General features: G+C 70.9%; 8 protein-coding genes. 6 read left to right on the top strand and 2 right to left on the bottom strand.

Translation table 11 applies throughout. From position 1 onward, the window contains the following. Positions 1-42 precede the first annotated feature (42 nt). From EAO71_RS32695 to EAO71_RS32670, 6 genes are all read left to right on the top strand, one after another. Positions 43-969 (top strand): ABC transporter permease, encoded by a 927-nt coding sequence (locus tag EAO71_RS32695; protein WP_147981454.1) that lies wholly within the window; start codon positions 43-45, stop codon positions 967-969. Continuing rightward, positions 962-1,900: an ABC transporter permease gene (locus EAO71_RS32690; RefSeq protein ID WP_147981453.1), complete on the top strand. Its 939-nt coding sequence runs from the start codon at positions 962-964 to the stop codon at positions 1,898-1,900. Before EAO71_RS32695 ends, EAO71_RS32690 begins: the two co-directional genes overlap by 8 nt. A gap of 6 nt (positions 1,901-1,906) precedes the next feature. After that, positions 1,907-2,911 (top strand): ABC transporter ATP-binding protein, encoded by a 1,005-nt coding sequence (locus EAO71_RS32685; protein WP_147981452.1) that lies wholly within the window; start codon positions 1,907-1,909, stop codon positions 2,909-2,911. Beyond that, the gene (locus EAO71_RS32680; protein WP_187282920.1) at positions 2,895-3,908 is read left to right on the top strand and encodes an ABC transporter ATP-binding protein; all 1,014 of its coding nucleotides are present in this window, start codon (positions 2,895-2,897) and stop codon (positions 3,906-3,908) included. The genes EAO71_RS32685 and EAO71_RS32680 overlap by 17 nt, the downstream gene beginning before the upstream one ends. Continuing rightward, positions 3,905-5,893, top strand: coding sequence for an N-acetylmuramoyl-L-alanine amidase (locus EAO71_RS32675; RefSeq protein ID WP_147981450.1), 1,989 nt, complete (start codon positions 3,905-3,907; stop codon positions 5,891-5,893). The genes EAO71_RS32680 and EAO71_RS32675 overlap by 4 nt, the downstream gene beginning before the upstream one ends. Positions 5,894-6,024: 131 nt before the next feature. Further along, the gene (locus EAO71_RS32670) at positions 6,025-7,248 is read left to right on the top strand and encodes a C39 family peptidase (protein WP_187282919.1); all 1,224 of its coding nucleotides are present in this window, start codon (positions 6,025-6,027) and stop codon (positions 7,246-7,248) included. A gap of 167 nt (positions 7,249-7,415) precedes the next feature. Here the strand turns inward: EAO71_RS32670 and EAO71_RS32665 are convergent, their stop codons facing one another. Together EAO71_RS32665 and EAO71_RS32660 are read right to left on the bottom strand one after the other, a co-directional pair. Continuing rightward, positions 7,416-8,879 (bottom strand): basic amino acid/polyamine antiporter, encoded by a 1,464-nt coding sequence (locus tag EAO71_RS32665; protein ID WP_147981448.1) that lies wholly within the window; start codon positions 8,877-8,879, stop codon positions 7,416-7,418. A 263-nt stretch (positions 8,880-9,142) separates the two neighbouring features. Further along, positions 9,143-12,235 carry a glycoside hydrolase family 3 protein gene (locus EAO71_RS32660; protein WP_147981447.1) on the bottom strand — a complete coding sequence of 1,031 codons (3,093 nt, stop codon included), beginning with the start codon at positions 12,233-12,235 and terminating at the stop codon, positions 9,143-9,145. Between the last annotated feature and the right edge of the window lie 68 nt (positions 12,236-12,303).

Raw genomic sequence — 12,303 nt, 5'->3', positions numbered from 1 at the left:
GTCCGGAGTGCCACGCGGACCGATTCCCTGGGGCCATCCGTCATGTGGAGATTCGTCGCCCGTCGCCTGCTGCATGCCCTGCCCGTACTCCTCGGCACCACCTTCCTCATCTACACCCTCGTTTTCGTCCTGCCGGGCGACCCGATCCAGGGCCTCGCCGGCGACAAACCCGTCCCACCGGCGGTCCTCGCCGAGCTGCGCGCCCGCTACCACCTCGACGACCCGCTGTGGATGCAGTACACGCACTACCTCACCGGCCTGCTCACCGGGGACCTCGGAACCACCTTCACCGGCCGCGAGGTGTCGGACCTCCTCGCGGACCGGTGGGCCGTCACCTTGCAACTCGGCCTGACCGCCTGGGTCCTGGAGCTCATCCTCGGCATGGCCCTCGGCGTGTGGGCGGGTCTGCGCAAGGGAAAGTGGGACGACAGCGCGGTGCTCTTCGGCACCACGCTGATCATCTCCGTCCCCGTCTTCGTCGTCGGATACCTGGCCCAGCTCGTCTTCGGCGTACAGCTCGGCTGGCTTCCGGTCGCGGGCACCGAAGGCGGCTGGCCCCTGGCCTTCCTCCTGCCCGGCCTCGTCCTGGCCTCCTTCGGCCTCGCCTACGTCGCCCGGCTCACGCGCAGTTCCCTCATCGAGAACCTCCGCGCCGACTACGTACGCACCGCCCACTCGAAGGGGCTCAGCCGACGGCGCGTCGTGGTCAAGCACACCCTGCGCAACTCCCTCATCCCGGTGGTCACGTTCCTCGGGCTGGAGCTGGGCGGTCTCATGGCCGGCGCCATCGTCACCGAGTACATCTTCAACCTGCCGGGAGTCGGACAGCAGCTCTTCCAGTCCATCCAGCTCCGGGAAGGTCCCGTCGTCGTGGGCACCACCACCGCCCTCGTACTCGTCTTCCTGCTCGCCAACCTGCTCGTGGACCTGCTCTACGGGCTGCTCGACCCGAGGATCCGTCATGACTGACACCACCAGGACCCTGGAGGCCACGAGCGACGCAGCCGACGGCACGGCCTCCGACCCGACGCCCCCGCCGTCCCGGCAACGAGCCTCCCTCGGCAAGGACGCGTGGCTCGAACTACGACAGCGCCCCACCGTGTGGGCCGCCCTGATCACCCTGCTGCTCATGACGGCCATGGCCCTGGCACCCGACGCACTCACCGCGCTGCTCACCGAAGCCGGAGACCGCTGCGACCTCGCCCACTCGAAGCTGGGCCCGTCCGCCGGGCACCCCTTCGGATTCGACCTGCAGGGGTGCGACTACCTCGCCCAGGTCATCCGCGGAACCCGGCCCTCCCTGCTGGCCGGCCTGGCCGTCACCGCGGCCTCCCTGCTCATCGCCGTCGTCCTCGGCCTCCTGAGCGGCTTCCACGGCGGCTGGCTCGACGCACTCGTCTCCCGCGTCACCGACATCTTCTTCGGCCTGCCCTTCGTGCTCGGCGCCACCGTCATCCTGGTCGCCTTCCCCGACCACGGGCTCGGGGCCATGATCCTGGTCCTGACCGTGCTCGGCTGGACGACCATGACACGCATCATGCGTTCCCAGGTGATCGCGCTGGCCGACGCCGACTACGTGAGAGCCGCCCGCATGCTCGGGGCACGTCCCGCCCGGCTCATGCTGCGCCACATCCTTCCCAACGCCATCACCCCCGTCATCGTCGTCGCCATGCTCAACGTCGGGGCGGTCATCTCAGGTGAAGCGACGCTCGACTTCCTCGGAGTGGGCCTGCAATACCCCCAGGTCTCCTGGGGGCTGCAGCTGAACGCGGCCCAGGCCTTCGTCCTCGACCATCCCCACCTGCTCCTCTTCCCCGCCCTCTTCCTGTCCGCGACCGTCCTCAGCTTCATCCTCCTCGGGGACGCCCTGCGCGACGCCTTCGACCCCCGGCTGAAATGAGCGTCCATGTCCGCCGACACCCCTCCACTGCTGGAGGTCGACGACCTCTGCGTCGAGTTCCGCACCCGCCGCGGCACCATCCGCGCGGTGAACGGTCTGTCCTACACGCTCCGCGAGGGCGAGACCCTGGCCCTGCTGGGCGAATCCGGATCCGGCAAGTCCGTCGCCGCGCAGGCCGTCATGGGGCTGCTGGACACCCCGCCGGCGCACATCACCCGAGGCGCCGTCCGGCTTCGCGGCGACGACCTGCTCTCCACGCCACCGGAGCACCACCGCACCGTCCGGGGCACCCGCATCGCCATGATCTTCCAGGACGCCCTGACCGCGCTCAATCCCGTCCTCACCGTGGGCGACCAACTTGCCGAGATGTTCCGGGTGCACCGGTCCGAGGGACGCAAGGCGGCGCTCGCCCGGGCGGTCGCGCTCATGGACCGCGTCCGCATCCCGGCCGCCGCCCGCAGGGTCCACGACTACCCCCACCAGTTCTCCGGCGGCATGCGACAGCGCGTCATGATCGCGATGGCGCTCGCCCTCGACCCGGAGGTGGTCATCGCCGACGAACCGACCACCGCCCTCGACGTCACCGTCCAGGCCCAGATCATGCGGCTGCTCAAACAGCTCCAGGAAGAAACCCGCATGGGCCTGCTGCTGATCACCCACGACCTCGGCGTCGTCGCGGAGGCGGCCGACCGCGTCACCGTGATGTATGCCGGCCGCGCGGTGGAGTCCGCGGAGGCGGAAGACCTCTACACCCGCCCCGGCCACCCCTACACCCGAGGCCTCCTCGACTCGGTCCCGCGCCTGGACCGCATGGGCAAGCCCCTGGTGCCCATCACCGGTGCCCCACCACTGCCCTCCTCCGTTCCCACCGGGTGTGCCTTCCACCCCCGCTGCCCGCGTGCCGAGCCGCGCTGCGGCAACGAAGCACCCCCCTACCAGACCCTTTCGCCCGCAGGACACCGCAGTGCCTGCCACTTCGCCGAAGAGGTTCACCGTGCCCCCGTTGGCTGAGGCCGCTCCGCCCCTCCTCCAGGCGACAGCGCTCACCCGTCACTTCCCGATCACGCAGGGACTCCTGCTGAAACGCCGCACCGGAGCCGTCCGAGCCGTCGACGGCGTCGACCTGACCGTCCGGCCCGCCGAGACGCTCGGCATCGTGGGCGAATCCGGGTGCGGCAAGTCGACCCTGGCCTCCCTCCTGATGGCCCTGGACCGTCCCACCTCGGGCAGCGTGGTGATCGAAGGGCAGGACCCCTTCGCCCTGTCCCCCCGGGAACTCCGCGGTGTCCGCCGCCGTGTCCAGATGGTGCTGCAGGACCCGTACACCTCCCTCAACCCACGGATGACCGCCGGACAGATCGTCGGAGAACCCTTCGCCATCCACCCCGAAGCCGTTCCCAGGGTCGACCGCGGGCGCCGCGTGGACGAACTCCTCGAAACCGTCGGCCTGGACCCCACACACCGGGACCGCTACCCGCACCAGTTCTCCGGCGGACAACGCCAGCGACTCGGCATCGCCCGCGCACTGGCGCTCGGGCCGAAACTCCTGCTGTGTGACGAGCCGGTGTCGGCGCTCGACGTCTCCGTCCAGGCACAGGTGCTCAACCTGCTGCAGGAACTCCGCCGCGACCTCCGCCTCGCCTGCGTGTTCATCTCGCACGACCTCGCGGTGGTCCAGCACCTCTGCGACCGGATCGCGGTCATGTACCTGGGGAAGATCGTGGAGACCGGAACCCGGGAGCAGATCTACACGACCCCCCGCCACCCCTACACCCGCGCGCTCCTCGCCGCGGCACCCGTCCCGGACCCCGGGCGCCGCGCGGCCGACGACGAGCACCTCCTGGAAGGGGACCTCCCGTCCCCCGCCTCGCCACCGTCCGGCTGTCGCTTCCGTACGCGCTGCCCCTACGCGCGCGAGGAGTGCCTCGTGGAACCGGAACTCCGTACGCGAGACGGAGCCGATCACCCCACAGCATGTCATTTCCCCATGACGAGGAGGAGCACATGACAAGACCCACCCCCGGCCGACGAGGAGTCGGCGCAGCAGCCGTCGTGGCGGTCCTGATGACGGGAGCACTCACCACGCCCCCCGCACAGGCACGGTCCTCCGCGGCCGCCGAGCACGCCACCGGGACCGACCTGCCCTCCCGCGCGGAACTCTTCCGCGAGGCCGGCGAGCGCCACCACGTGCCCGAGGCGGTCCTGCTCGCCGTCTCGTACCTCCAGAGCCGCTGGGACGACCACCGCGGCGCGCCCAGCGTCGACGCCGGCTACGGTCCCATGCATCTGACCGACGCCCGGGCGGCGCTCGCCGAGACGCCCCACCACTCCAGTGGCCGCGAGGACCCCCGCGGCGACGCCTCCAGGCCGCCTCTCGTACGCCGTGAGGCACCCGTCGACCAGGAGCGGCTCCCCGCTTCGCTGGAGACCCTGGGCCGAGCCGCCGCACTCACGGGACTGTCTCCGAGCCGGCTCAGGACCGACCCCGAAGCCAACATCGAGGGCGGCGCCGCGCTCCTCGCGGACCACCAGCGCTCCGCGGGCCTGCCCCTGAGCACCGACCCCGCCCAGTGGTACGCGGCGGTCGCGGCCTACGCGGGCGCGAGCGAGCAGGGCGCGGCCCGCCGCTTCGCCGACGACGTCTTCGCGCTGATCAACACGGGGGAGTCGCGCCGCACGGACGACGGGACCGTCGTCACCCTGCCCGCCGCGCCCGTCCGGCCCGACACCCGCCAGCTGGAGAGGCTCCGCCTGAAGGCCACCGTGTCGGGCGCCGAGTGCCCCCGCGACCTGGGCTGCGACTGGACGCCGGCTCCGTACCAGATGCTCTCCGACGAACCGGGCGACTTCGGCAACCACGACCTCTCCGACCGCCCCAACGACCAGGCGATCGACTACATCGTCATCCATGACACCGAAGCCACCTGGGACACGACCCTCAAGCTGGTCCAGGACCCGACCTACGTGTCCTGGCACTACAGCCTCCGTTCCGCGGACGGTCACATCGCCAACCACCTGCGGGCGAAGGACGTCGGCTGGCACGCCGGAAACTGGTACGTCAACTCCAAGTCCATCGGTCTCGAGCACGAAGGCTTCCTGGCCGAGGGAGGCCAGTGGTACACCGAAGCCATGTACCGGACGTCTGCCCGCCTCGTCCGCCATCTCGCCACGAAGTACCGCATTCCCCTGGACCGGGCCCACATCATCGGCCACGACAACGTGCCGGGCACCGTCCCCGCCAACGTCGCCGGCATGCACCAGGACCCCGGGCCCTACTGGGACTGGGACCGCTACTTCGAGCTCCTGGGCAAGCCGTTCAAGGCCCACGGCAAAGCCACCTCGCGCCTGGTGACTGTCCGCCCCGACTACGACGCGAACACGGAACCGTACTACTGCGGAGCGACCCCGGCCGACCTCTGCCCGGTGCACGGCTCCGCCTCCCTCACGCTGCGCAGCGAACCCCGGGACGACGCCCCGCTGCTCACCGACACCGGCATCCGGCCGTCCCCCGGCACCTGGTCCGTGTACAACCACGCCGCGCGGGTGAGCACCGGGCAGAAGTACGTGGTCGCCGAGCGCCGCGGCGACTGGACAGCCCTGTGGTACCTCGGGCAGAAGGGCTGGTTCAAGAACGACCTCCGCCACCCGAAGACGCTGCCCTCCCAGGGCCTGGTGGCGCGACTGCGCTCCGGACTCGACAGTGCTCTCCTCTACGGCCGCGCCTACCCGGAGCCCGCCGCGTATCCCGCCGGCATCCCCGTCCAGCCCCTGGTGCCGCTGCAGTACACACTCCGGCCGGGGCAGTACTACAGCGTCGGTCAGACGGTCCGCGGTGAGTACTTCCACTCCAAGACCTTCGAGCTCTCCGGCCACACCGTGGTCCGCGGCGCGCTCACGTACCACCAGGTGCAGTTCGGCCACCGCATCATGTTCGTCAAGGCGGACGACGTCGTCCTGACCCCCGCCGCCGTACTGCCTCGTGCGGTGAACTGACCGCAGGAGCGGCATCCGGAGCGGCCTGGAACCCTCGTCGGGAAGTCCAGGCCGCTACCATGTGGGCCCCGCCCCGCCACCAGCGTCAGGCAGGGTCGTACCGAAGCTACGAGAGAGCGGCAGGGAAGACCGTGACAGGCGAGAACCGTGGGCGAACGAACGACCCGTTCGAGCCTCAGGTGGTGCTGCACCGCTGGTCGGAGGCCTGTCATTTCTCCGGTGCCACGTTCACGGGAACGGCCTGGTCGGACGGAGCCCTGCGCCTGGAACACCCCGAGGGGCACGAGGCCTTCGTGGATCAGCACGGGCACGCCCCGCTCGAGTGGGAGTACGCGACCTGCTCCACCGGCTGGCGCGAGCTGCCCTTCCCGGCCGAGGAACTCATCCCCTCGTGGACCGCTCTCACCCCGGCGGGAACCCGGCTGAGAGTGCGGCTCCGCGTGCGCGACGCACAGGGAGACACCTCCGGCTGGTACGTCATGGCGCACTGGACGTCCGACGACGACGTCGTGCACCGCACCACCGTGCCAGGCCAGGCCGACCCCTTCGGATCGGCGGACGTGGACGTTTTCGTGGCGTCTCCCGGCCGGCCCGTGCACGCCTACGAACTCGAGATCCGGCTGGCGCGCACCCGGGGCACCTCCGAAGGGCCCGTCGTTCAGACCCTCTGCCTCGCCGCGTCGTCGCTGCCCCCCGGCCACCGCCAGGCGGTGAGCGCGCCCGCCGGGGCCCGGGGCAAGGTCCTCGACGTACCGCGCCGCTCCCAGGAGGTGCACACCGGCCACAGTCCGCAATGGGACGGAGGCGGAGAAGCCTGGTCGGCGCCCGCCTGCACAGCGATGCTCGTCGAGTACTTCGGCCACGGCCCGAGCGATGACGAAACGGCATGGATCGACCCCGCCGACACCGCCCCGCAGGTCGACTTCACGGCCCGTGCCGTGTACGACTACGCCTACAAGGGCTGCGGCAACTGGGCCTTCAACGCCGCCTATCCCGCGCGGTACGGACTCAGGGGCCTGGTCACGCGTCTTCGCTCGCTGAGCGAGCTCGAACGCTTCATCTGCGCGGGCATTCCGATCGCCACGGCCCAGAGCTTCCGCATCGGCGAACTGGCGGGCGCGGGTTACTCGCCGGCCGGCAGCATCAAGATCGTCTGCGGGTTCACGGACGACGGAGACGTCGTCGCCAATGACCCGCTCTCCGCCACCGACGAGGACGTACGAAGGGTCTACGCGCGCGGGGAGTTCGAACGCGTCTGGCTTTCGGCGTCCGGCGGCGGGGGAGTGGTCTACCTCCTGTACCCCTCCGATCTGCCCCTCCCCGCCCACGTGCCCGGTCTCGACCCCAACTGGTGACCCCGTAGGGCACTCCTGGACCGACGAAACGTCGTGTCCTCCGTTCCGGGCCGGCCGGGAGACGCCACGAAAACGTCCACGTCCGCCGATCCGAAGGGGTCGGCCTGGCCTGGCACGGTGGTGCGGTGCACGACGTCGTCGTCGGACGTCCAGTGCGCCATGACGGCTCAGAGCTCGATCCAGCCCACGGCCAGGGCGACGACCCCCAACACGGCGCCGGCGATCGAGACGGCGCACAGCGCGGCCTCGCCGGGCGAGAAGGGGCGCCGGTTCTGCTCGCGCCGCGCCTTGACGAACAGGAACGTGGCGGGCGCGTAGAGGATGAAGGACACCAGGACGAACTTGAGTCCGGCCGCGTAGAGCAGGAACGCCGTGTAGAGGGTGGCCAGGGCGGCCACGACCAGTTCCCCGCGGGTGCTCCGCCCCGCCACGGCCGGATCACCGGCCGGGGCCCGGGCCACCTTCACGGCGAAGGCCGCGGCGAGGAGGAACGGGATGAGGCTCAGCGCGCTGGTGAGGTCGAGCGCGAAGTTGAACGCGTCGTCCGAGAACAACGTGACGACCAGGACGACCTGGCTCAGCAGGGTGGTCATGAGCAGGGCGGGTTGGGGTACGTCGGCCGAGCTGGCACGGCTCAGGAACCGCGGCATGTCCTTGTCCTTGGCCGCGACGAACAGCACCTCGGCGGCCATCAGCGTCCAGGCCAGGTAGGCGCCGAGGACGGAGACGATGAGGCCGACGCTGACGAAGACCTGGCCCCAGGTGCCGACGGCCGCCTCCAGGACGCCCGCCATCGAGGGCTGCCGCAGCTCGGCGATCTCGGCCATCGGCAGGATGCCGTACGACACGATCGTGACCGAGGCGAACACGGCGAAGACGCTGAGGAACCCCAGGATCGTGGCCCGGCCGACGTCCTCACGGCGCTTGGCGTGCCGGGAGTAGACGCTCGCGCCCTCGACGCCGAGGAACACGAAGACCGTGGCGAGCATGGTGCCCCGGACCTGGTTGAAGAGCGATCCCGCGTAGTCGGCACCGGCCCAGTTGTCCGCGAACACCGACGCGTCGAAGTAGAAGAGCGCCAGGATCACGAAGACCAGGATGGGCACGACCTTGGCCACCGTCACGATCCGGTTGATCGCCGCGGCCTCCTTGACGCCGCGCCGGATCAGCAGGAAGAAACCCCACAGCCCGACCGACGACAGGGCGACGGCGAGGAGGGTGTCCCCGTCGCCGAGCGCGGGTGCGATCGCGCCGATCGTCGACATGATGAGCACCCAGTACGTGACGTTCCCGACGCACGCGCTGGCCCAGTAGCCGAAGGCCGAGAAGAAGCCGAGGTACTCGCCGAAGCCCGCCTTCGCGTAGGCGTAGACGCCCGCGTCGAGGTCGGGGCGGCGCACGGCCAGCGTCTGGAAGACGAAGGCGAGCATCAGCATGCCCAGGCCCGCGACCGCCCAGGCGATCAGGGCGCCCGCGACCCCCGTCTCCTGGGCGAACCGGCTGGGAAGCGAGAACACGCCCGCCCCGACCATCGAGCCCACGACCATCGCGGTCAGGGTGACCAGGGTCAGCTTGGCCGCCGGAGGGGCGCTGTCGGTCGTGGACCCGGCTCCGGTCTCCGCCGCGGTCATCGGCCGCCTCGGCGGCACGCGCGGAACGTGGCCGGTTCATCCTGAGTCAAGAGGACCCCCGGTTCGAGGTAGGGACGGGCGTGGATGTCACACGCGCTCACCGAATGGGAAATCTAACCCTTTTCGCCGGTATTGTCCGCTCGAATGGTCCGTTCGCGTCCGCGCCGCTCGCGGGACGCGGCCCCACGCACGAGCGGCACCCGCCCGCTCCGCCACCCGGGGGTGACGGAGCGGGCGAGTGCCGCCGGGGAGTGCCTCGTCGATCAGCCGGCCGCCCGGTACGCGGCGGTCAGCCTGCCGACGGCGCCGGTGAGGTCTCCGGTCAGGAGCAGGTGGTCGGCCTCGGCGAAGGGCTTCGCCGTCGCCTCGGTGATGTTCTGCCCGATCCGGTGCTGGACGACGAGTCGCGCCCGGCCGACCAGTTCCGCCCCTTCCGGCGAGGTGCCCCGGCCGGCCGCCTGGAGGACCTTGGCCGCCAGGCCGATGGCCTTGAGGGTGACCTCGCCGCCGACGGGCGCCGGCCGCGCGCCCAGGGTCGTCAGACCCCAGCCGTACGGGTACTGCGGGGCGTAGGACGCGTCGCCGACGTTGATCGGCAGCTGCGCCTCGGACTTCGGCCAGGTGACGGGCAGCCGGCCGGTGAAGGGCCGCTTCCCGTAGAGAACGTCGGCGACGCCGTCGCCCTCGGTGCCCGGCAGCCACGACGCGACGAGCGCGTCGATGGCGCCGAGCCGGTCGCCGATCAGCTGCGGCCGGCCGGACACGACCAGGACCGCGCACGGCATCGCGGCGCAGACCTTGTCGACGGCCGCCTTGTCCGCGGCCGTCAGTTCGAGGTCGTTGCCGTTGCCCACGTCGCCGAAGCCCTCGGCGTACGGGGTCTCGCCGACGACGACCACACCGACGTCGTGGCCGTCGACGGCGGCCGAGGCGTCCTTGGAGTAGTCGATCCGCGCGTCCGGCGCGGCCTTCCGCATGCCTTCGAGGATCGTCGTGCCGGTGGTGGTCCGGCCCGAGGCACCCTGCCAGCTGACGGTCCAGCCGCCGGCCTGGTTGCCGAGGTCGTCGGCGTTGGAACCGGCGACGTACACCTTCTGCGACTTCTTCAGCGGCAGGACGGCGCCCTCGTTCTTCAGCAGCACCTGGGACTTGGCGGCGGCCTCACGGGCGACCGCGCGGTGCTCGGCCGAGCCGATCGCGGCCAGGTTCGTGGTGTCCGCGTAGGGCCGCTCGAACAGGCCCAGCCGGAACTTCTGCGTCAGGATCCGCGACACCGCGTCGTCGATGCGGGACTGCGGGATCCGCCCGGCCGCCACCTCGTCCTTGAGCGTCCTGGTGAAGTCCTGGTAGTTGGTCGGCACCATGATCATGTCCAGCCCGGCGTTGACCGAGGTCCGGACGTCGCTCGGGTAGTCGCCCGGGATCTGGTCGATGGCCTGCCAGTCGCTGATCACGAAGCCCTCGAAGCCCATGCGGTCCTTCAGGACGCCGTTGATCATCTCGGCGTTCGCGTGCATCTTCACCGGGCCCTTGTCGTCCCCCAGGATGTCCAGCGAGGAGTACGAGGGCATGACGGTGCCCGCCCCGCGCTTCACGGCCTCGGCGAACGGTGCCAGGTGCACCGCCTCCAGTTCCTCCCGGGTGACCTTCGTGACGCCCTGGTCGATGGTGTACGAGCCCGTGGTCGAGGAGCCGAACGCGGTACCGCCGTCGCCCACGAAGTGCTTGGCGCTGGTCAGCACCTTGTCGTTGCGTGCGAGGTCCTTGCCGTTGCGGGCGCCCTGCATGCCGTTGATCACGGTCTCCATGGCCGTCACCAGGGCCGGGTCCTCGCCGAACGCCTCGTAGGAACGGCCCCAGCGCTCGTCGCGGGTCACGCAGAGGCAGGGGGCGAAGTCCCACGGGATGCCGGTCGCCCGCACCTCCGCGGCGGTCACGGCGCCGGTCCGCTCGGCCACCTTCGCGTCACGGCTCGCGCCGATGCCGATGTTGTGCGGCATGATCGTCGAACCGATCACGTTGTTGTGGCCGTGCACCGCGTCCACGCCGTAGATCAGGGGGATCTGGAACCGGGTGGCCCGGGTGCGCAGCTGGTAGGCGTCGACCATCTTCGCCCAGGCCTCGGGCGCGTTGGGCGTGGGCACCGACCCGCCGCCGGAGAGCAGCGAGCCCAGGTCGTAGGCGGCGATGTCGCCCTGCGACCGCAGGGCGTTGCGCTCGGCCTGCGTCATCTGCCCGGCCTTCTCCGCCGGGGACATGCGGGCCAGCAGGTCGGCGACGCGCTTCTTCACCGGCAGCCGCTTGTCGAGGTACGGCAGCCCGTGCGCGTCGACCACGACCACGGGGTTCTCGGCCGGGGCCTTGGCGCCGGTGACGGTGAGCGTGAGCGGGATCGTCTCCGCGGACTCGGCCGCGCCGTCCTTCCTGGTGGCCACGGCGATCGAGCGCGTCTCGCCGGAGGGCGTGCCCGCCGGGAAGGTGACGGTGCCGGAGACCGGCGTGTAGTCCGTACCGGACTCGGCGCTGCCTGCGCCGGTGGTGTACGCGACGGTGACGGGTTCGGTGATCGGCCCGGATCCGGTGGTCGCGACGGAGACCTTCACCTCGGCCGTGATGCCCTCGGCGACCGGGTACACGCCGGAGCCGACGACGACCTTGGTGGTGAGGGCCGGTTCCGCCCTGCCGTACAGCTCGACACCGTCGAGGGCGAATCTGCCGGGCGCGCCGGGAGGCAGCGTGAGCGCGTACCCCCACATCTCGTTCAGGCCGAGGACCTGGTCGATTCCGCCGACCGGCTGGTAGTCGGCCCGGTACTGGAAGTCGGCGAACGGGATCTCGACGAGGTGCCAGCCCTCCCAGTCGTCGGTGAAGGACGTCGTCCACAGCTCCGAGGCCTCGCCGTTGGCGCCGCCGTCCTTGAGCTCGAAGTGGATGCGCTTGCCGGAGCCGGGCGGCAGGGGAGCGGTGTTCTGGCCGAACCACCAGAACCGGATGCCCTTGGCGGCGGTCCAGTCGTGGGCCGGCTTGTCGAAGGCGAAGTCGTGGCTGAACCCGCCCCAGCCGCTGATGTCGTAGCCGCCTTCGAGGACCTTGCCGCCCTCGGGGGCGTCGGCCCGGTCGGCGATCCGCAGCGTCGGCGGGTCGTCGGCGTCGCTGCCCCAGGTGAAGATGCCCTCCGCGGGCGGATTCGCGAACGGCACCTCCCCCTCGAAGCGGTCGACGGCCACCGGAGCGGGCTCGTCGGCGGCGGCGCTCGGCAGGGCTCCGGCGAGCAGCCCGCCGAGGAGGGCGGTGGCGGCGATCGCCGCCGTACTGGTTCTGCTCCTGAAGCGGATCCCGAGGCGAGATCGTGGCATTGCGGCTCCTTCTGCGCGACACGGACGTGCGGGGAACGGGAACGGGGGATCGAGGGAACGGGGGAAGA

This window comes from Streptomyces sp. MS191 (assembly GCF_008042125.1).
Lineage (GTDB): Bacteria > Actinomycetota > Actinomycetes > Streptomycetales > Streptomycetaceae > Streptomyces.
The sequence above is the reverse complement of the archived record's forward strand: the minus strand, read 5'-3'. Positions and strand labels throughout refer to the sequence as shown.

Excerpts from the sequence above, each read along its gene's own strand:
- EAO71_RS32665 (WP_147981448.1), bottom strand. The coding sequence starts at position 8,879 with ATGACCGCGGCGGAGACCGGAGCCGGGTCCACGACCGACAGCGCCCCT.
- EAO71_RS32675 (WP_147981450.1), top strand. The coding sequence starts at position 3,905 with ATGACAAGACCCACCCCCGGCCGACGAGGAGTCGGCGCAGCAGCCGTC.
- EAO71_RS32695 (WP_147981454.1), top strand. The coding sequence starts at position 43 with ATGTGGAGATTCGTCGCCCGTCGCCTGCTGCATGCCCTGCCCGTACTC.
- EAO71_RS32660 (WP_147981447.1), bottom strand. The coding sequence starts at position 12,235 with ATGCCACGATCTCGCCTCGGGATCCGCTTCAGGAGCAGAACCAGTACG.
- EAO71_RS32685 (WP_147981452.1), top strand. The coding sequence starts at position 1,907 with ATGTCCGCCGACACCCCTCCACTGCTGGAGGTCGACGACCTCTGCGTC.
- EAO71_RS32690 (WP_147981453.1), top strand. The coding sequence starts at position 962 with ATGACTGACACCACCAGGACCCTGGAGGCCACGAGCGACGCAGCCGAC.